Below are 19090 nucleotides of genomic sequence, written 5' to 3' on the forward strand. Positions count from 1 at the left end.
AAAGTCTGTATAGAACAGGTCGACTCTTAAGCCTAATATGACCAAATGACCATGTTTTTACCTAAACAGTGAAATCACTTCTCAGAAGCTGCATATTTTTTACCTAGTTGTAAGAGCATCTCATCGCTCATGGTTTTTAGATCAAATTGATGTTTCCAATTCCAATCAGATCTCGCAACGCTATCATCAATAGATTTTGGCCAAGTATCAGCAATTTGTTGTCTGAAATCAGGATTGTAGGTAATGATAAAGTCCTTAACATGTTTTTGGATTTCAGCTGCAATTTCTTTTGGCGTAAAACTCATGGCCGCCAAATTATAAGAAGATCTTATGGACAATTGATTTGCCGGAGCGTCCATAATTTGAATGGTGGCGTCAATAGCATCATCCATAAACATCATAGGTATTTCGGTATCTTCAGAAAGGAAACATTCATAGTGTCCATCGGTAATAGCCTTATGGTAGATTTCTACAGCATAATCCGTGGTGCCTCCTCCAGGCATCGTTTTCCAACTTATAATTCCAGGGTAACGGATACTACGTACGTCCACGCCATATTTGTCAAAATAATACTCGCACCAACGTTCACCAACTTGTTTGGTAATTCCATAAACTGTTGTTGGGGCCATAACAGTATGCTGAGGTGTATCATGTTTTGGCGTAGTAGGACCAAATACGGCAATACTTGATGGCCAAAATATTTTATTAATAAATTTGGCCTTTGCAAGATTCAATACGTGGAATAAAGAGTCCATATTTAAATCCCATGCCTTCATTGGATACTTTTCTCCAGTAGCGCTTAACATGGCGGCCATTAAATAAATGGTATCTATATTGTGTTTTTCGACACAAAGTAGGATGGAACCATAATCTTGGGCATCTACAATTTCGAAAAGTCCTGAATTGACTACATCGAGATTATTATAACTGATATCTGAAGCAATAACATTTTCATCGCCATGAATACTACGTAATTTGAAGGTTAATTCAGATCCAATTTGACCGCAGGCGCCTATAATTAGAATTTTTTGAGACATTGTTGTTGAATTTAAATGCAAAAGTACAAAGTTTTTTTAGGAAGAATGGGATGTTTTCTGGAATGAATTTGGGGTTTTCTAAAGCAGTCATCACAAATAAAGAGACCAATTATTTATTAATTGTATAAACTTTACACGGACCGTATCCTCAATCTCACCCAATTACACACTTTTATAATGCGTTTAAAACATTCGAAATAAATTAACCAATTGAATATCAATTAAATATAAATTGAAAATCCTGAATTAATGGTCATGGCATGTTTATTTCTTATTAGAACAGTATCACAACGCAACATAAATATTAAATCTAGAAATTAGAAATCATGAAAAAAGTAGTTTTAACAGCAGCCATTATATTAGGAGGATTATCAACATATGCAACGACAGAATTTTCTCCAAACCAAACAGAAGGCATAGATATCACAGTTCAGGAAGAATATAAGGAAATTAAAGCTGAAACGCTTCCTAAAGCAGTGAAAGATGCCTTAGCGAAAGATTTTCCGAGTGCAACTTTGGATAAAGCCTATGTTAAAGAGGTTAAGCAAGTAGAATACAAACTGGAAATAACAGTTGATGGTGCAGCAGCGACGGTATATGCTGATAAAGACGGAAACTGGATCAAAAAAGAATAAGGGTTCCTTTTATAGAAAACCATAGCATTTAAGAATACACTAAAATTTAAAAAATTAGAAATTATGAAAAAAGTAGTTTTAACAGTAGCCATTATATTAGGAGGATTATCAACATATGCAACATCAGCATTTACTCCTAACCCAACAAAAGGCATTGAGCTTACCGTACAGGAAGAGTATAAAGAAATTAAAGCTGAAATGCTTCCAAAAGCAGTAAAAGATGCCTTAGCAAAAGATTTTCAGACCGCCACTTTAGATAAAGCTTACGTCAATGCGAAGCTTGAATATAAATTGGATATTACGGTTGATGGAGCGGCATCAACAGTGTACGCTGATAAGGATGGAAACTGGATTGAAAAAGAATAAGGTTTCACCACTTATTTAAGCAGAAAAAGGACGTTTTTAGATAAGCGTCCTTTTTTTATGTTTTTTTTAAAGGGTTTACTGAGTTTAACTTGATATTTTTGTAAAAATGAATAATCTATGAGTGCCATTCTTTTGGTTGAAGATGATGTGAGTTTTTCTGAAATGTTACGACGTTTTTTAGAGCGGCACAATCATGCAGTTACTTTATCTTATACGCTTGAAGATGCCAAAACAAAGGTTAAAAATGCCACTTTTGATTTAGTCTTTACAGACCTCAGACTTCCTGATGGCGATGGTATTGCTTTGTTGAATCATATCAAAGCCAAGGATGCTTCCGTTCCCGTTGTACTGATGACGGGCTACGCTGAAGTTTCTTCTGCCGTTAAAGCAATGAAGGAGGGTGCTTTTGATTATATCTCAAAACCATTTAATCCCGAAGAAGTAATACAAGTAGTCAAAAATGCACTAAAGGAAAAACAGGAAACCAAAAAACCAAGAACACCCGAGGCTCCAGCTCCCCAGGTGAAACCTGGTTTGGCAGCAGGTTTTGTGTCGGGCATAAGCGCCGCTTCCAAAGTATTATATGATCATATCGATCTGGTAGCGCCTACAAATATGTCAGTTTTGATTTCTGGAGAAAGTGGTACAGGTAAGGAAGTTGTAGCCAAGGCCATTCATTTAAGAAGTTCAAGAAAAAACAAACCGTTTATTGCAGTTGATTGTGGCGCTATTCCAAAGGAAATTGCTTCTAGTGAGTTTTTTGGACATAAAAAGGGTTCCTTTACGGGTGCCATTAATGATAAAATTGGCCATTTTGAAGCTGCTAACGGCGGCACTCTGTTTTTGGATGAAGTAGGAAACCTCTCTTATGAAAATCAGATACAACTCTTAAGAGCACTTCAAGAAAGACGTGTAAAACCTATTGGGAGTAATGATGAAATTGAAGTGGACATTCGATTGTTAACGGCCACCAATGAAGATTTAGTAAATGCTGTGGAGCAAGGCGATTTTAGAGAAGATCTCTACCATAGGTTGAATGAGTTTTTTATAAAAGTCCCGAATTTGCAAGAACGGAGAGATGATTTGATACTTTACGCCGATTTTTTTCTGGAGAATGCCAATCAGCAACTTCATAAAACCATCATCGGCTTTTCTCCTGAAGTGTTGAAAATATTTCAAAACTATACTTGGCCTGGGAATTTGCGAGAACTTTCCAACGTTATCAAACGTGCAACCTTATTGACCACTGGAGATGTGATTCAAAAAGAAGTACTTCCTCCTGAATTATCGGTGGCACCGTCAAAAGAGGGTTCCGCGCATTCATTTTCTGCTAAATCCAATGAAAAGGATTTGATTGTAAAAGTCCTTCAAGAAGCCAATAATAATAAAACAAAAGCAGCTAAACTTCTTAATTTTTCAAGAAAAACACTCTACAACAAGCTTAAGGAGTATGACTTGGAGTGATATAAGCTTCCATATCTTCACAAAAAGCCTGGAGCTCAGTTTCTAATAGTTCAAAATGTTTTTGATCAACTACGGTTGAATTTTCTATGGCTTCTAAATGGGGCACAATAGTAGTCGCTTTTAGCTGTTTGAACATGGTCAACATTCTGTGGCTCAAATCGCTAATGGTTTTAAGATCATTTTTTTGTTGCGCAGATTTTAACTCCGCCATGTGTTTTTTAGTATCCTTTAAAAATATTTCCAATAATGATTTCAGTGCCTCTTCATCATGATTCAAAAATCCTGAAATAGATTGCGTGTCAAAATATGCAGAACGGTAGGAGTATTTATTGCTGTCTTCTTTTGGTCTTACAATACTTTCTGGAAATAATTCACTTAAAATATCAAACCAGATATGGGCTTCAAAAGGTTTGTGAACCACTTTAGAAAAACCACTTTCTATATAATCTTTAGTATTGATATCCATTCTCCCGGTCATGGCAATAATTGGCTGTTGTTTGTAAAATGGCAATTGTTTTACGGTTTCCATAAAATGGAAGCCATTCATTTTTGGCAATTGAATATCGGTAATGATGACATCATAAGATAAATCTTCTACGGCATCGAGTGCGGCGGTGGCATCTTCAAAAGTATAGGTAATAACTTGATGCTGTTCTAAAATATCTGCGATCAGTTGGCGCAATGACGCATCATCATCAACTACAATGGCCTTTAGCTTGAAATGGGAATTTTCAGGAACAGCTGGTTTGAGCTCTAAATCTTGGTAAGAAAGCTTTACTGGAAACGAAATTTCAAAAGTGCTTCCTTCTCCTGGGCTGCTAGTCAATGTCAGCTGTCCATTCAAAAGATTCACTAACTTTTTTGTGATGGCCAATCCTAAACCAAAACCGGAATGCTTGGGATTACTCGTTTGGTTAACTTGGGTAAAGGCATTGAAAATATCCTTTTGTTTTTCTTTACTGATACCAATTCCAGTATCTGTAACGGTAACGGAGACCCTATAATTGGTGTTGTTCGAATGGAGTTTTGTGGTAATGCTAATACTCCCTTCTTCAGTAAATTTATAAGCATTTCCAATCAGGTTATAGAGCACTTGCTTAATCCTGAAAGGATCGGAAACAATGGTTATGTCAAGAGCTGGGTCATTTTTGATAAGTAACTTTATTGGTTTATCAGCATATATGGTTTTAATGTTTGTACTGGTTTCTTCTAAAATGGATTGTAAATTAAAGGGGATGCGTTCTATAGCAATATGGCCGTCTTCCAATTTTGAAAACTCTAAAAGATCATCTACCAATTGGCTCATATAGGTGGAGGCATTTTTAATATGGTCCAGGTAATTGCCTTCTTTTGTGTTTTGAACAGTTTTTTGAAGCAGTGCGCTATAGCCTGAAATGGTACTCAATGGCGATCTTAAATCATGGCTTACCATATTAATCAGTTGCTCCCTACTTTTTAATAACGAATTGGTGTAGGCATTTGATTTTTCAAGTTCATCCCGATATTGCTGACTTTTCCAAAAATCATTTAAAATGACAAAGGTGAAAATGATAATCAAGATAAAACTGACAATTGCTGCCAAAGAAATAATTGTGGTACTCCTATCCAGCGCTTTTTGACGTTGAGCAATGATGGATTGGGAAGATGTCACCATTTCACGTTCCAAAGTCCGTAATAAGTTTCGTAACTGTCTAGAGGTTGTCAAATCATTTTCAACCAACTCACGTTCTTTGAGCATCAACGATTGCTTTTGGGAAGCAACTTCCTTTTGAATTTTTTTAAGCATGTTCCGAGACGTGGTGACAATGGAATCAATTCGTCTTTGATCCACTTTACTTACCGTGTCCTTCGCTCTCAAATCATTAAGACTATTCACAACGCGTTCCAGAATTTCTTTAGTTTTAGGATCGGCTGTTTTAGGATTCTCTACATAATAGTCCAAGCTCATTTTTCCTAAAATAGGATCTATCGTTTTCAGTTTGTTGATGGTCTCCTCAATAGATTTTTCTGAGGAGCTATTGTCTTTAAGGAGAAGTAAATCGTCTAAATCTTGTTGTTTTTTATTGAAAATCACTTTAACACTATCCAGAAGGGCTTTTTGATAGTCATTATTGACTAAAGCTGTCAAGGTGTCAATCGTATTGATGAGACTGTCATTTTGAGAAATATAGGCATCAAATTTCTCTTTGGTATTGAACTGAAGTGCCGCTCTTGCTAAACTTTCATTCTCATAAATGTCCGTTACCAAGCCACTTATCTTGATTAATTTTTGGCGTTCTTTTAAATCATCTGTTTGCGTAGCAGTAAAATTCCTCAATTCAGAGAGCACCAGCCAGCCGGAAATAGTAGCCAATATACCAAGGACGATATAGCCAAAAAGGACTTTAAACGTGATTTTTCTGTTGGAAGCTCTCATAAAAATAGTTGTAATGGCAAAGCAAGATAAAAAATACGAAGGATTGTTGCGTTATTGAATCTTTTTTTGAACTCTAATTCTTATTAATTTGTAATTAATAATTGAATTGGCAATAAATGCACATAAGTTTAGTTTAATTATCTTTGGATTTTAATCTTCTATTTTCAAATGATTTTTGTTGTATGAAACAACTCTTTTTAATTTTTACCATAATTTTTATTGGATGTAAATCAGAACCTGAGGCTGCAGATCCAACATCTGATAATCAGGAAGACTCCTTTGCTATTTCTGTTGAAGACATTGCGAAAATAGATTATATAGATTATGCGCTGAGTCCAGATAGTGCAGAGGCCATTTTAGATTGGCAAAGATTTCAGGAATTGCAATCCAATATGGAGCTCTTAAAGAATGGCAATCTTTCATTTTTTAGAGTTGAAAAAAAGATCATGGAGCAATTTATTTCAGAATTAAAAATGCAACAGCCACCAATCCTGCTGTCAGCTGCAATTCGATCGAGAATGACGGTTTTAGAAACCGATCTCTTGAGATTACAAGACCTATCGAATCTCGATAATATTACCAAAGAAATTCTTCTCAATGCCATAAAGGAACTGTTGATAGCAGATGCGAACCTTAAACTTCAAATAAATAAAAAGTTTGAAAAAGAAGCACAACAAATCCAACTTCCCGTAAGAACAGAGTAATAGTTTAAGTAATAGGAATTAGGGTGGAGTGTAAATCATCCACGTCTAATTTAATTTGTACAACCATCAAATTTCGAGCTTCTCTTTAAAGAATTCATTCTTTTCTCCTAATCTTTTGTTAATATGTAACAAATTCACCATTAGAACTACCTATTAATAACTAATTTTATTTAAATAAAACTTTTAAACACTATGAAAACCAATCTTAAGTATGCATTGGCAACCACAGGTTTAGTATTTGTAACCATGGTTGGTTGTAAAGAGGAACCAAAAAAGGACACTGCAATGACGGAAGAAAAAATTCCTGGAATTGTCCTTGAAAACATGGACACTGCTGTGAGTCCCAAGGATGATTTTTACAACTATGTTAATGGTAACTGGGTAAAGAACAACACTATTCCTGATGATGAAACCCGTTGGGGAGGCTTTGGAGTTTTGAGAAAAAACACCCGCCAAGACGTTTTGAACATTGTAAAAACGTCTAAAGAATTAGGTACTTATGCCGATGGTTCTGATCAAAAGAAAGCGTTGTTGCTTTTTGAAAGTGAATTGGATACTGTCGCAAGAAATACTGCGGGAATTGAACCACTCAAGCCGTTGTTAAGTGCCATTGATGGCATTAAAAACCTTAATGATATGCAAACTGTATATGCCACAGTTGATGGTGTAGGCGCGCCTTTTGCTGGCATTGGTGCTTCGCCAAACCTCAATGATAGTAGCATGAACATGACCTGGATCTATCCTGGAAGTCTTGGATTGCAAAGAGATTATTATTTAGACCAAGATTCAAAATCGAAGGAAATCAGACAACAATACGTTGATCATATTGCGAGAATGCTTCAGTTTATTAATTATGATGAGGCCAAAGCCCAAACTGCTGCAAAAAAGATTTTAGCAATGGAAACTAAGTTGGCAGAACCAAGATTGGATAAAGTGGCTATGAGAGATGCTCGTAACTATAACAATCCAATGCCTTTTGCAGACGTACAAAAAATGACACCTGCCATTGATTGGCAAAAAATGGTAGACGATTTAGGCATTGATAAAAAAATTGAGACCATCAATGTGATGCAGCCTAAATATATGGCGTCGTTACAAAATTTCTTAAAGCAAACGCCTATTGAGGATGTCAAAACCTTGATGGTTTGGAACACATTGAACGGTTCAGCAAATTATTTAACTACTGCAATCGAAAAAGCAAATTGGGATTTTTATGCAAAAACGCTTAATGGTGCTCAAAAACAACGTCCAGCTGAAGAACGTGCCTTAGGTACGGTAGACGGTGCTGTTGGCGAAGCCATTGGGAAATTATATGTGGAAGCAAAATTTCCACCAGAAGCTAAGGCTAAGGCTGAAGAAATGATTGCTGATGTTATTGAGGCCTTCCAGAACAGAATCAACAAATTGGATTGGATGACGGAAGACACCAAGAAAAAGGCCATCGAAAAATTGGATAAATTTACGGTAAAGATTGCCTATCCTGATGAGTGGGAAGATTATTCAAACCTTGAGATAAAAGAAGGCAATACCTATGCTGAAAACATGATGGCAGTTGGTACTTGGGCAAGAGAGAAAAATTTCTCTGAAATCAATGAGCCAGTAGACAAAACGAAATGGGGAATGGCGCCACAAACGGTAAACGCTTATTTTAACCCTCGTAACAATGAGATTGTGTTTCCTGCAGCTATTTTGCAACCACCTTTTTACAATTACACTGCTGACGCTGCCGTAAATTATGGTGGAATTGGCGCTGTGATTGGTCATGAGATCTCTCATGCTTTTGATGATTCTGGTGCACGTTTTGATGGGGATGGCAACTTGAAAAACTGGTGGACAGAAAAAGATTTGGAAGAATTTACAAAGCGTGGCGATGCTTTGGCTGAACAATATAGCGGAATTGAAGTGATGGACAGTGTTTATATCAACGGTAAATTTACTTTGGGTGAAAACATTGGAGATCTTGGTGGTGTGCTTGGTGCTTATGATGGCTTGCAATTACATTTTGAAAAACATGGCCGTCCTGAGAACATTGACGGATTTACGCCAGAACAACGTTTCTTTATGAGCTGGGCAACCGTTTGGAGAACCTTAACCAGAGATGATGCTTTGAGAACCCAAATTAAAACGGATCCACATTCTCCTGGAATTTATAGAGCAACCCAACCTTTGAAAAACGTTGATGCTTTCTATGATGCTTTTGATATTAAAGAAGGAGATCCAATGTATTTGGCTCCTGAAGACCGTGTTAGAATTTGGTAAAATTCTGAATAGGTATTTAAATAAAGAAAAGCAGCCCTGTGAAAACAGGGCTGCTATATTATTTTAGATGTGCAACAGCTTTTCAATTTGTTCTACCGATGCGATATTGAAGTCTTTAATTTTCTCCTTTTTTACGACTCAACAAGGCTTCCTTACTAATCTTGGCCAAGTTGAAATTAGGGTCGATGGCAAGTGCACGATTTAAAGTTGCCAAGGCAACTTCTTGATTGGCGTCTTTTTCTTCGCTATAGATAAGAATGGCTTTAAGGTATAAGAACCCTGCCCTTAAAGAGGTTTGGTAAGGTTGTTGGGTTTCATAATAGGTGCGTCTCATTTCGTCGGTCACATTGGCCAAACCGTATTCTACCTTTTCTTTTGCTCCTGCAATATCACCTGTTTGTAACTTTAAATCAGCTACTTCATAAGCCAAGGTTGGGGTCGCTTTTTTATTATAAAGAACCGTGTAAAATTCTAAAGCACGCGGACGTTCGCCTAAAGCGTTTAGTGCAATCGCCTTAATTTCGGTATTTAAATCAGAATCTGTTCCACTTTTTTCAATTCCAATGGTGTTTAAAGCTTCCATGTTTCTGCCTTCAGAAACGTAAATATAGGCCAAGGTGTCTTTTCTTGCTTGGGTAGGCGCCAGCACATCCAGATGTGTCATGGCATTGATAACACCTTGTACATCACCTTGCTTTTTCATTTGCTGATAATATTTTTCAAAGTGTTTTTGGAGTTCTGATTTTGTTTGGGCAGTCATGCTTAAAGAACTCATTACAACAATAACTAGTATTAGTTTTTTCATTTTAAAATTTGGTATTCGGTGCCTTTAAATCAGGGCATTATTAAATTAATTCCGCCAAATCTATAAAAATTAATAAAACAAACTCTTAAAAACCTGCTAATTGTTACAGATCGTGAAGAAACCTATAATTCAGCATCTGTTCTACTTTTTTATTGGAGATGACTTTTCCTTGGCTAGGCCTTGTATGATCAAAATGCGGAAGTGGAATGTCCTTCATGGTGCAAACGGCACTATAATAGACTTCTCTTGTGGGATGCTGAGGTGCAGCAGCGTTGAAATCCGTATTCCAAAAATTGTTTTTGATGATGCGTTTTATAATGTTGATGCAATCTTCTTGATGGATTAAATTAATGGGTCCATCGGGGTCTTTAAGATTTTTCTTGCCCGAGAGAAATTTTGCGGGATCACGATTGGCACCAATCAAGCCACTAAACCTTAGAATGGTCGTTTCGAAATTGGGATTGGTTTTGAAAACAGTTTCAGCGCCAATTAGTTGCTTAGCGGAATAAGATTCGTCATTTATAGAGTTTTCTTCAGTAATAACGGGCATTTCAACACCATCTTTATAGATTGATGTAGAACTGATAAAAAGTACCTTACTAACGGTTGATTTCTCAATGGATTCGCAAAGTAATTCCATCTTTTTTATAAAGTTGGATTGTGGGTTTTTTCGAAGTCCTGGAGGAATATTGATGATGAGAATCTCAGAATCTTTCAAACAAGCAGTAATAGCGCCTTCAACGGCATTTTCTGAAATGGACACTACATACGGAAGAATACCCTCTTTTCTCAAAAGAGCTAACTTGTCATCAGATGTTGTAGAACCTTTTACGAGATGCCCATTTTTGACGAATTCAGCGGCAAGCGGTAATCCTAACCAGCCACAACCAATAACACTGATCTGTTTATTCAAAAGAGATGGTTTTTTTTATGATGATGGCGTCGTTTAGAACGAAAGGTTTCGGAATCATCGTTTTCGGACGTTTTGGAATTTTAAATAAATCGTTTTCTAATAAATCAAAAGAGACCTCGAAGATATCAAAACTTGTCTTTTGCGATGCAGGAACGGTAAAATTCAGTTCGATGGCTTTTTGTTCCGTCACCATATAACTGAACAATCGGTTTTTGACGCGATGGTTAAAGACATAAGCTTCACCCTTATTTTTTTCAATTTCCAATCCGTTGATGTTAAATGACAAAAACTGATTGGTGCCATCCGCATAAAACTCTAAGGTATTAACGGCACGTTGGGGTGAAATAAAGACTTGAAAATGCCGCACGCCTTTGATAATGGTGTCTTTCTGCTTATCGATATAAGGCATTTTCAACGGTTTGATTGGCGCTTTCTTGCTGTAAGACAATTTTGTGGCGTACTTGCTTTCAAAGTTGATTGAAGTCGCGTCAAAGATCTCTGGAGAATTAGTAAGGTAGTTTTGAGTCCAATCATCTAAGGTATTATCATAAGTTGCCCATAGCGCCTTATCCGCATCAGCATCATATAAATAAACTAAGCTGTTCGGTTTTGGCTGGTCTTCATTGAAGTCAGAATTGAAATGAGCGGCTATAAAAAATCCAAAAGCGGCAACGAATAGAAGGTAGGCCCATCGGTTTTTATAGCGTGAAAATCCGAAGACTGAAATAGCTAATGAAAACATCAGCGATACTAAAAGCGTAGTGGCTATAATGGTTTTCATGCCGAGGCCCACAGGAAACATTTTAATAAATGGTGATAGGATGACGAGCATTGGAATCAGCAACACCGTCATTAAAATTATATCTGGACGTTTTTGTCGTACCAACACAAACAGGCTGATCAATCCAAAATACACCGGAATGATAAAAAAGCTGGCGCCTTCGAGCTTAAAAGCCACAATTGCACAAATAATCAGCCATAAAAATAACGGTGGAACTGCTAAGCTCGCAGTATTTTCCGGTTTATAGACTTTATTATAAAGCCACATGCACACCGCCGTTGATAATAATGCAAATGCCCAAATGTAGAGGTGTCCGTTATAGGGGAAACCCTGAAGAATCTCGGCATATTGTGGATAAATGACCAATAGTAACTTCCATCCAAAATAGCCTATTACACCGTTAATGAGCAAGGCACCAATCCCCGGAAGGAAAGCTAAGGCCATGTATTTAGAATTTAAACTTCTTTTTTTAATGCCATAAAACACTAATGCAAGAAATATAAGTATGGCCAAGATAAGCATTGGTAAGATCCACGAATTTGGATAACTGACCATTTTAAAGAGGGGCACATTAAAGTAAACGGAATCCTTCTCACTTTTTAAGTTGCTGAGGTTGGCATTGGAAAAGTAGCTGAGCAGCGGCATCAAATAACTGTCTTGATGTTCCAGGGTTTTTCTGTCCAAACGGTCGTAATTATCTAATGCCGTATGGTAATCAAAATGGTCATCAATAAAAGCGAAATTCAGGCCGTCAATATCACCATCCTCTCTGAAATAAGTCAAGTCGGTATCATTGGGCAACATTTTATAGATACTATAAGCCAAAGAATTGGCCACAGGATAATCAGGATTTGCCGCTTTAAAGCCATTGATTAAATTTTGATTGCCGCCGTTGGTTTCAATTAACATATAACTTGGGCCGCCGCTTCCACGCGCTTCAAAATTTAGTGCGAGACCAACGTCTTTTGCCCACGGATGCTGATTGACGAAAATATCGGCACCATTGAGCCCTAATTCTTCGGCATCAGAAAAAAGAATAATAATATCGTTTTTAGGGGTTTTGCCTTCGCTTAAAAAAGCACGAATACCTTCTAAAATTGTAACGACACCTGATCCCGCATCACTTGCACCATAAGATGCGTGCGATTTACTGTCATAATGCGTGAGTAAGAGTAGTGCTTTGGAATTGTCGCTGCCTTTAATTCGTGTCAAAATATTTTTTGGCCTGACAATACTTCCCCATTTTTTGTTCTGGCTATAAGCTTCTTGTATTTGCGTTTCCAAACCAAGGTCATTCAGAGCTTTGACCAGATAATTTATCACCACTTCATGCTCATCAGAACCCACATAGTGCGGTTTTCTGGTGATGTTTTTGAGATGGACCAACGCGCGTTCTGAAGAAAAAGCGGTGGATTCAGTACTTAAATCGGAAATCTGAGACGGCATTAATGCGAAAAAGCTCCAATAAATAGCTAATATGATTAAGGCGACTGCAATAGCTTTTTTGAGCATAGAGAATGGTTTGGTTGGTAGGATAAAACTACAAAATTAATTTGGTGTAAACGGAGGTTAGGTTAAATGACTAATTTTTGTTAAATTTAAAGTTCACCAAAAAATATAAAGTTATGGCTATCAAGAGTTTTCAAGGATCGCGAAAGCAACAGCAAAAAGTTACTGAGCAGTTGTCGTGTAGAGTATGTGATTATATGACGAGAGATTTAATTACGTTTAGAACGGATCAAAAGATATTTGAAGTGGTTGAAATTTTAATAAAACATAAAATTTCTGGAGGCCCTGTTGTTAATGAACACAATGAGTTGGTCGGCATTATATCTGAGGGTGATTGTTTAAAACAGATCAGTGACAACAGGTATTATAATATGCCCGTTGAAAAAGATACGGTAGGGGAGCGCATGATGACCAATGTGGATACCTTGGACGGCAATATGAATGTTTTTGACGCCGCCAGGATTTTTTTAGAATCCAAACACCGTAGATTTCCAATCCTTGAAAACGGAAAATTGGTGGGCCAGATCAGTCAAAAGGATGTTTTAAAAGCCGCCCTGGAAATGAAAGGTGAAAACTGGAATTCAACCATCAAGTAGCGTGATTCTAGATGGATCAACTCTCACGTTTCACCAAAGCATAAAAATCGCCCTCTAATGGTAAATAGCCTTGATCATATACAAAGTAGTATACAGTGCCTACTTTGGTAGTGTAAATACTTGTGAAATAATTAAAGTCAAATCCTTTTTCAATAAGTTTCCCACGGGAGACTTTTGTTTTTTGTTCTGGATTTAAACTTTCCAAAATCCGATAGTTTTTACGCAACCTGTTGTTGGTGTTTCTGATCAAATTTTTACTATCCTTATTGATGGTGTTGTTATAGGAGTTTCTACAGGCATCACTACAGAATTTCTTATCGGCCCTCCCTACAATTCTTTCACCACATTCTAAACAGTTTTTACTCATAATTAAGACGTTATCAAAGGAACAAGATACAAATTATTCCTTTTGAAAATTTAGAGCCCTTTTGATAGAACGAGGGTATTTGTAGTATTTACTTTTTCAAAAACTTCAGTATGATACATGTGTGATTTTAAAAATTCAATCACATCGTTTAAAGCATTGCTTTTTGTTTTATCCAAAGAGGCGTTGAACAAAATGGTGCCGTTGGTGGCTGATGCTCCGAGAATGTCGTTCCAAAATGGGATCGCTAAAAATTGCTTTGGCACATCAACATCTATGAAGAGGTCGATAATTATTAAATCAAATTGTTGATTATTTAATTGCATAAAAAGTAAGGCATCTTCACAAATGATTTTTAGGTGCTCATCTTCTTTAAGGTTGAATTCATTCTTGGCAATTTCGATGACCGTGGGATCAATATCTACGGCAGTGATGTGGTTAGCATATGAAAAGTCGTGACGAAGTGTTTCAATAACACTGCCGCCACCAAGACCTAGGAGCAAAATAGAATTGACTTTTTTCAAATCGATTTTTTCCAGACCAAACTTCAAGATCCGTTGCAAGGAACCATAAGAATAGTTGGCGTTTTTGGTGTTGAGATGCTTTTTTCCATTGTACCACGTAATTTCCAAGATACCGCTAAATTCAGATTGAATTTTCTTGGTAATGGGATAGAGGTAGCTTAGAAGTTTTGACATAGTTCAAATATAAGCTTTTTAGTTGTCGGTATTATCCGCCATCAGGCAGTCATATTCCGATGTTTTAAATTCCAAGCATCAATGGGTTCTCTTTGGAATTTGGAATTTCTCTGGTGTTCCAATAAATGAGTTCTGCTACCTATTTCAAATGTTCTACGGTACTTTCAGTAGTAATTTAGCTTTAGGCAAAAAGGAATGGCGGGAGGTTTTTTTAATTGTAAATAAGGCTGTAAATTTCAATTTGGTAAAAATTTGAAATTCATGAAATTGTATATAAGTCTTTTATGTGTTCTTTTAATCTTTTTTTCGTGTGGGAATAAAGATAAACTACAATCTCCAGAAACAGTTCTAAATAAAGCAACTGCGCAACTTGATAATTGGGAAACCTTAAGTTTTACTGCAGTAACAACTCATGTGGGCAGCTCCAAACCGTCTGCCTCAACCGTTTATAAGCAAAAGAGAGTCAACTATGAACCGCATTTAAAACTGTTCTTTTTCAAGGAAATGAACAAAGAAACGACCATTTATTACCAATTGGCTTCTTTGGCAGTAGTTGAAGACCATAAGAAAAAAATTACCACCTTTGATTATGGCAAAGATCGCTCCATCCCAAAATATTTAAATGCTTCTATGAGTGATGATGATAATTTATTGGTGACCACGACACTATTGAATCAATTTAAAGATAACATCGTCTACTGCGATCAGGAGAATTTTAATGATACTCAAGCTTACGTTTATGCATTTGATAAATACAAAATTTGGTTAGATACCGAACTGGCGACGCCTTTAAAACTTGAGATTGCCAATGGCGCATCTGGAAAGAAGGAAATAGTTTATGAAGCGCTTGTATTTAATGAGCCAATGGATGACGCTACTTTTAGTCATGAAGAGAAGGAAGGTTATGTAACCACCGTCTTTGGCATTAAAAAGGAGCCGATGCTCAATATAAAAGTACCGGAGTGGAGCTTGTTGGATTTAAATGGCAAAAAAGTTTCTTTAAATGATTTTCGAGGCACGCCACTATTTTTGGAAGCTTGGACTTCCGGGTGCAGTCATTGTATGGCGTCTCTACCAAAAGTAAAGGAAATAGAAACGGAATTTAAGGACAAAATCAAGGTCATTACTGTTAATTTTGACTATGATTTAGAAGAAACCAAGAAAACCGTTGTAACTGAAGACATCAATTATACGGTGCTTCAAGGTGATGCCATATTTGACCAAAATTACGATTTGCGTTCCTTCCCTTCTTATTTTGTCATTGATAGTAAAGGCACCATCGTGTTTTCAGAACGCGGTACTATTGAAGGTAAAAAAGCAAGGGCACTTTTTGAGGCCATTAAGCGTGTGGAATAGATACTATCATAGACGTCCAATTTTCTTTTTTGAGATAAAAACAAATAATTAAAACGGAGCCTTACAGATTTTGGAAAGTTCTTCATTTATTTCAAAAACCTTGCCTCTAATATCCGAATACCCAAATTCTTTTAATCTTTCGGAATGCATTTTTAAGTAGTTCTCTGCGTTTTCCCGAGAATCGAACATATAGATACCTCCTGCCATCTCATCAGTTTTACTTTCGGTCCAGAATTTCCAAATAAATCCAGGTTCCTTGGTAATGCTGTGCGCAAGTTCTTTCATTTGATTTGCCATTTCTTTTCCCCAAACATCTTTATGTGGAAAATCTACCTGCATGATTACTGCCATAATATTTGAGTTTTAGATTATTTGTAAAGTTAGAGATAAGTATTTGGTTATCAACCATGGGTTTCCTTCAAGATACTGGTTTTTTAAAGCGACGATTATTCGTTCATAAACGACTACAAACGTTTACAAACGAGTTTAAATAGTTAACAACCGAATAACACTAAGAAGCCCTTGCATCTTTGTACCGTTGAATTGACCGAACGAGATTCAATAGTATTAACTGTTTAACCTTTAAAATTTAGAAATCATGAACGCATTAAGAAACACAGTACAGTTGATTGGAAGATTAGGACAAGATCCAGAAATCGTAAGTTTTCCTGACGGAAACAAAATGGCTAAATTCTCTATGGCTACAGACGATAGCTATAAAGATAAAAACGGCACTAAGGTGGAGCGCACCTATTGGCATAATATTGTGGTAAGAGGTGGTTTGGTAGACATTGTTGAGAAATACGTTGCCAAAGGAAAGGAAATCGCCATAGAAGGTAAATTGACTAACCGTTCTTGGGACGATAAGGATGGTAAGAAACATTATATGACAGAAATATTCTGTAATGAATTACTGATGTTGGGGGGTAAGTAAGCGATCAAATTCCAATTCTGAAATTCCAAATTCCAAGACTATTGGAATTTGGAATTTTTTTATTGGAATTTTAGAAAAACAAGTCTTGAGCCAATCTAAACGTATTGGCATGGGCTTCAATTATGATTTTAATATCAGGTGAATAGCCACCACCCATACTGCACATAACAGGAATGTTTTGGTCTTTGCAGGTTTGCAGGACAAATCTGTCACGTTCCTTGCAGCCTTCAACAGTCAATCCCAATTTGCCTAATTTATCAGAAGCAATCACATCCACGCCACACAAATAATACATAAAATCGGGTTTTTCGGATTGAATCAGTTTTGGTAAAATATCTTTCAAAATAGACAGATACGTGGCATCATCACAATGATCTTCAAGCGCAATATCCAAATCACTTTGCTCTTTTTTAAACGGATAGTTGCTTTTTCCGTGCATGGAAAAGGTAAATACAGAAGGATCATTCTGGAATATTTCGGCAGTACCATTGCCTTGGTGGACATCAAGATCTACAATTAAAATTTTGTCTGCTAATTTTTTACCTTGAAGATACCGTGCGCCAATGGCTTGATCATTGAGCATACAAAACCCTCCGCCTCTATTGGAATAGGCGTGGTGTGTGCCACCTGCAATGTTCATCGCGATGCCGTATTTTAAAGCAAACTCACTCGCTTTAATGGTGCCATCAGCAATGATGATTTCACGTTTAACGAGGGTGTCACTTAATGGAAATCCGATTTTTCGAACAGCTTTTGGGTCTAAGGTGAGGTTTTTTAAATGATTATAATACTTAGAAGTGTGTACTTTTAATATATCCTTCTCCTCAGTAAGAGTGGGTTCAAAAAAGTTAGCTTTTGTACAGGTGCCTTCGTAGAGTAATTGTTCCGGTAGCAATTCATATTTCAGCATCGGAAATCTATGGCCTTCTGGCAAAGGATGTTTGTAAATAGGGTGGAACGCTATTTTTAGCATAAGTAATAACTTGGGAGAGAATTCTTAAATTCGGATTTAGTAATTACCGCAAAGTATAAAATCTATTTTGGAAATTGAATTAAAAACTATACTGATGCAAAATATGATTTTTAAAATTATTGTCTATTTTTTTGTCTAAACAAATTTAAGGCCTTGCGATTTTTTTAACATGGTATTCGATTATCTTTGTGGTTTAAAGGATTGTGATGTTCGCATTAAAAGGGGTCATATTTAGTTTTTTCGGATGGTTGGTATTGCTAGGATCTACAGATCTTGCCACAACACCAATACCTGATTATGTGCCTGTAGATAGTGTGATTGCTGCAGATGATCACGATACTAATCCTTTATTTTTTGATGCTGTTTTTGATGTTAATCATGCCTCAACGTATGAGTCTCCAGCAGTAAAAACCTTTCCTCAGCCATATAAGGAAGCCAAAAATCTAGTGGCACCAATCTATTATCAACTTTCTTATTATATTATTGGCCAACAAATTGTGGTCAATCTTTCTACGAAAGAAATTATTTTTCCATTTCATTGTTTTACGTAGACTGAATCACTTTTCAGTTAACATTTAGAAGGCATCAAACTATGCCTCTTTCAGTCTATTTATAAATTAAAATAAAAAACAATGAATCTATCATTAAATATCGTGATGCTAGTCGTCATATTAATCGTTGTAGTCCCGTTTGCGTGGTTCATTTTTGCACAAAAAAGTGCTGAAGCCAAACAGAAGAAAGTATTTCAAAAAATTTCAAAAGAGCACAATGTAAACTTATCAGTTGTCGAATATTGGAACAATTCCTGTTTAGGCTATGATGACCATGAGAATACATTGATCTATATCAATTCAAGCAAATCGGATAAAAAAATTCAAAGAATTGAGCTGGATGATGTGAGAAAATGTGCCATCAATAAAATTAGTAAAGACTATAAAAATGGTGATAAGCACTATTCTGAAATGTCTCAGCTTGATTTGGAATTTACTTTTATTTCCAATACTCAACCAGTGGTCATTACTTTATACGCCGTTGATGACAATTTTTCTCAAAACCGAGAATTGGAACGTGCTGAAAAATGGTTGGCATTTATCGATAAACATAAATACAACAAGAATAGAGTTAATGCGGCTTAAACCTTTTTAATTGATAAAAAACCATCTCTTATCCTTTTTTTGAAGACATTCAAAATAGAAGAAAAATAGAGATGGTTTTTTTATATGATTATATTAATACCCTGTTTTTGTGTCAAATATTCATCTACATTTGCTGAAAAAAAT

At 36.3% G+C, this 19090-nt stretch carries 19 protein-coding genes; 10 read left to right on the forward strand and 9 right to left on the reverse strand.

From position 1 onward, the window contains the following. Positions 1-74: 74 nt before the first annotated feature. Positions 75-1037 carry an NAD-dependent epimerase/dehydratase family protein gene (locus G525_RS0107250; protein ID WP_027125563.1) on the reverse strand — a complete coding sequence of 321 codons (963 nt, stop codon included), beginning with the start codon at positions 1035-1037 and terminating at the stop codon, positions 75-77. A gap of 326 nt (positions 1038-1363) precedes the next feature. Between G525_RS0107250 and G525_RS0107260 the strand changes: the two genes are divergently transcribed. From G525_RS0107260 to G525_RS0107270, 3 genes are all read left to right on the forward strand, one after another. Beyond that, positions 1364-1672 (forward strand): hypothetical protein, encoded by a 309-nt coding sequence (locus G525_RS0107260; RefSeq protein WP_027125564.1) that lies wholly within the window; start codon positions 1364-1366, stop codon positions 1670-1672. A 63-nt stretch (positions 1673-1735) separates the two neighbouring features. Beyond that, positions 1736-2038, forward strand: a complete 303-nt coding sequence (locus G525_RS0107265) for a hypothetical protein (RefSeq protein ID WP_027125565.1) — start codon at positions 1736-1738, stop codon at positions 2036-2038. Positions 2039-2155: 117 nt separating this feature from the next. After that, on the forward strand, positions 2156-3502 hold the full coding sequence (locus tag G525_RS0107270) for a sigma-54-dependent transcriptional regulator (protein ID WP_027125566.1): 1347 nt from the start codon (positions 2156-2158) through the stop codon (positions 3500-3502). Here the strand turns inward: G525_RS0107270 and G525_RS0107275 are convergent. Further along, the gene (locus tag G525_RS0107275) at positions 3480-5918 is read right to left on the reverse strand and encodes a hybrid sensor histidine kinase/response regulator (protein ID WP_027125567.1); all 2439 of its coding nucleotides are present in this window, start codon (positions 5916-5918) and stop codon (positions 3480-3482) included. The two genes, G525_RS0107270 and G525_RS0107275, sit on opposite strands and share 23 nt — an antisense overlap. A 182-nt stretch (positions 5919-6100) precedes the next feature. Here G525_RS0107275 and G525_RS0107280 point away from each other — a divergent pair, with 182 nt between their 5' ends. Then, the gene (locus G525_RS0107280; protein WP_027125568.1) at positions 6101-6622 is read left to right on the forward strand and encodes a hypothetical protein; all 522 of its coding nucleotides are present in this window, start codon (positions 6101-6103) and stop codon (positions 6620-6622) included. Positions 6623-6814: 192 nt separating this feature from the next. Further along, positions 6815-8881 carry a M13 family metallopeptidase gene (locus G525_RS0107285; RefSeq protein ID WP_027125569.1) on the forward strand — a complete coding sequence of 689 codons (2067 nt, stop codon included), beginning with the start codon at positions 6815-6817 and terminating at the stop codon, positions 8879-8881. Between the two features lie 115 nt (positions 8882-8996). Here the strand turns inward: G525_RS0107285 and G525_RS0107290 are convergent, their stop codons facing one another. The 3 genes from G525_RS0107290 to G525_RS0107300 all read right to left on the reverse strand — a co-directional run bounded on the left by G525_RS0107290 (position 8997) and on the right by G525_RS0107300 (position 12892). After that, on the reverse strand, positions 8997-9686 hold the full coding sequence (locus G525_RS0107290) for a hypothetical protein (protein ID WP_027125570.1): 690 nt from the start codon (positions 9684-9686) through the stop codon (positions 8997-8999). A gap of 103 nt (positions 9687-9789) precedes the next feature. Beyond that, entirely contained in the window at positions 9790-10599 is an 810-nt protein-coding gene (locus G525_RS0107295; RefSeq protein ID WP_027125571.1) for an NAD-dependent epimerase/dehydratase family protein, read from the reverse strand. Next, positions 10592-12892 (reverse strand): M28 family peptidase, encoded by a 2301-nt coding sequence (locus G525_RS0107300; protein WP_027125572.1) that lies wholly within the window; start codon positions 12890-12892, stop codon positions 10592-10594. The genes G525_RS0107295 and G525_RS0107300 overlap by 8 nt, the downstream gene beginning before the upstream one ends. Before the next feature lie 113 nt (positions 12893-13005). Here G525_RS0107300 and G525_RS0107305 point away from each other — a divergent pair, with 113 nt between their 5' ends. Beyond that, positions 13006-13485 (forward strand): CBS domain-containing protein, encoded by a 480-nt coding sequence (locus tag G525_RS0107305; RefSeq protein WP_027125573.1) that lies wholly within the window; start codon positions 13006-13008, stop codon positions 13483-13485. A gap of 16 nt (positions 13486-13501) precedes the next feature. Here the strand turns inward: G525_RS0107305 and G525_RS0107310 are convergent, their stop codons facing one another. Together G525_RS0107310 and G525_RS0107315 are read right to left on the reverse strand one after the other, a co-directional pair. Further along, positions 13502-13852, reverse strand: a complete 351-nt coding sequence (locus G525_RS0107310) for a hypothetical protein (protein WP_027125574.1) — start codon at positions 13850-13852, stop codon at positions 13502-13504. Positions 13853-13902: 50 nt separating this feature from the next. Beyond that, positions 13903-14547: a spermidine synthase gene (locus G525_RS0107315; RefSeq protein ID WP_027125575.1), complete on the reverse strand. Its 645-nt coding sequence runs from the start codon at positions 14545-14547 to the stop codon at positions 13903-13905. 261 nt (positions 14548-14808) lie between these two features. Between G525_RS0107315 and G525_RS0107320 the strand changes: the two genes are divergently transcribed. Continuing rightward, positions 14809-15903, forward strand: a complete 1095-nt coding sequence (locus tag G525_RS0107320; RefSeq protein ID WP_027125576.1) for a TlpA family protein disulfide reductase — start codon at positions 14809-14811, stop codon at positions 15901-15903. Between the two features lie 48 nt (positions 15904-15951). On the opposite strand, the gene G525_RS0107325 is transcribed toward G525_RS0107320, so the two are convergent. Beyond that, positions 15952-16254, reverse strand: coding sequence for a monooxygenase (locus G525_RS0107325; protein WP_027125577.1), 303 nt, complete (start codon positions 16252-16254; stop codon positions 15952-15954). A 247-nt stretch (positions 16255-16501) separates the two neighbouring features. Here G525_RS0107325 and G525_RS0107330 point away from each other — a divergent pair, with 247 nt between their 5' ends. Next, positions 16502-16837 (forward strand): single-stranded DNA-binding protein, encoded by a 336-nt coding sequence (locus G525_RS0107330; RefSeq protein ID WP_027125578.1) that lies wholly within the window; start codon positions 16502-16504, stop codon positions 16835-16837. A 70-nt stretch (positions 16838-16907) separates the two neighbouring features. Here the strand turns inward: G525_RS0107330 and G525_RS0107335 are convergent, their stop codons facing one another. Beyond that, positions 16908-17810 carry a histone deacetylase family protein gene (locus G525_RS0107335; protein WP_027125579.1) on the reverse strand — a complete coding sequence of 301 codons (903 nt, stop codon included), beginning with the start codon at positions 17808-17810 and terminating at the stop codon, positions 16908-16910. A gap of 206 nt (positions 17811-18016) precedes the next feature. On the opposite strand from G525_RS0107335, the gene G525_RS0107340 reads away from it, so the two are divergent. Both G525_RS0107340 and G525_RS0107345 read left to right on the forward strand, forming a co-directional pair. After that, positions 18017-18361, forward strand: a complete 345-nt coding sequence (locus G525_RS0107340; protein ID WP_027125580.1) for a hypothetical protein — start codon at positions 18017-18019, stop codon at positions 18359-18361. Between the two features lie 81 nt (positions 18362-18442). Continuing rightward, entirely contained in the window at positions 18443-18946 is a 504-nt protein-coding gene (locus tag G525_RS0107345; RefSeq protein WP_027125581.1) for a hypothetical protein, read from the forward strand. Positions 18947-19090 lie beyond the last annotated feature (144 nt).

This window comes from Gelidibacter mesophilus DSM 14095, assembly GCF_000423005.1.
Classification (GTDB): Bacteria; Bacteroidota; Bacteroidia; order Flavobacteriales; family Flavobacteriaceae; genus Gelidibacter; species Gelidibacter mesophilus.

What these genes read in the sequence shown, in the direction of transcription:
- G525_RS0107250 (WP_027125563.1), bottom strand. Translation starts at nt 1,037, where the DNA reads ATGTCTCAAAAAATTCTAATTATAGGCGCCTGCGGTCAAATTGGATCT.
- G525_RS0107260 (WP_027125564.1), top strand. Translation starts at nt 1,364, where the DNA reads ATGAAAAAAGTAGTTTTAACAGCAGCCATTATATTAGGAGGATTATCA.
- G525_RS0107265 (WP_027125565.1), top strand. Translation starts at nt 1,736, where the DNA reads ATGAAAAAAGTAGTTTTAACAGTAGCCATTATATTAGGAGGATTATCA.
- G525_RS0107270 (WP_027125566.1), top strand. Translation starts at nt 2,156, where the DNA reads ATGAGTGCCATTCTTTTGGTTGAAGATGATGTGAGTTTTTCTGAAATG.
- G525_RS0107275 (WP_027125567.1), bottom strand. Translation starts at nt 5,918, where the DNA reads ATGAGAGCTTCCAACAGAAAAATCACGTTTAAAGTCCTTTTTGGCTAT.
- G525_RS0107280 (WP_027125568.1), top strand. Translation starts at nt 6,101, where the DNA reads ATGAAACAACTCTTTTTAATTTTTACCATAATTTTTATTGGATGTAAA.
- G525_RS0107285 (WP_027125569.1), top strand. Translation starts at nt 6,815, where the DNA reads ATGAAAACCAATCTTAAGTATGCATTGGCAACCACAGGTTTAGTATTT.
- G525_RS0107290 (WP_027125570.1), bottom strand. Translation starts at nt 9,686, where the DNA reads ATGAAAAAACTAATACTAGTTATTGTTGTAATGAGTTCTTTAAGCATG.
- G525_RS0107300 (WP_027125572.1), bottom strand. Translation starts at nt 12,892, where the DNA reads ATGCTCAAAAAAGCTATTGCAGTCGCCTTAATCATATTAGCTATTTAT.
- G525_RS0107305 (WP_027125573.1), top strand. Translation starts at nt 13,006, where the DNA reads ATGGCTATCAAGAGTTTTCAAGGATCGCGAAAGCAACAGCAAAAAGTT.
- G525_RS0107310 (WP_027125574.1), bottom strand. Translation starts at nt 13,852, where the DNA reads ATGAGTAAAAACTGTTTAGAATGTGGTGAAAGAATTGTAGGGAGGGCC.
- G525_RS0107315 (WP_027125575.1), bottom strand. Translation starts at nt 14,547, where the DNA reads ATGTCAAAACTTCTAAGCTACCTCTATCCCATTACCAAGAAAATTCAA.
- G525_RS0107320 (WP_027125576.1), top strand. Translation starts at nt 14,809, where the DNA reads ATGAAATTGTATATAAGTCTTTTATGTGTTCTTTTAATCTTTTTTTCG.
- G525_RS0107325 (WP_027125577.1), bottom strand. Translation starts at nt 16,254, where the DNA reads ATGGCAGTAATCATGCAGGTAGATTTTCCACATAAAGATGTTTGGGGA.
- G525_RS0107330 (WP_027125578.1), top strand. Translation starts at nt 16,502, where the DNA reads ATGAACGCATTAAGAAACACAGTACAGTTGATTGGAAGATTAGGACAA.
- G525_RS0107335 (WP_027125579.1), bottom strand. Translation starts at nt 17,810, where the DNA reads ATGCTAAAAATAGCGTTCCACCCTATTTACAAACATCCTTTGCCAGAA.
- G525_RS0107340 (WP_027125580.1), top strand. Translation starts at nt 18,017, where the DNA reads ATGTTCGCATTAAAAGGGGTCATATTTAGTTTTTTCGGATGGTTGGTA.
- G525_RS0107345 (WP_027125581.1), top strand. Translation starts at nt 18,443, where the DNA reads ATGAATCTATCATTAAATATCGTGATGCTAGTCGTCATATTAATCGTT.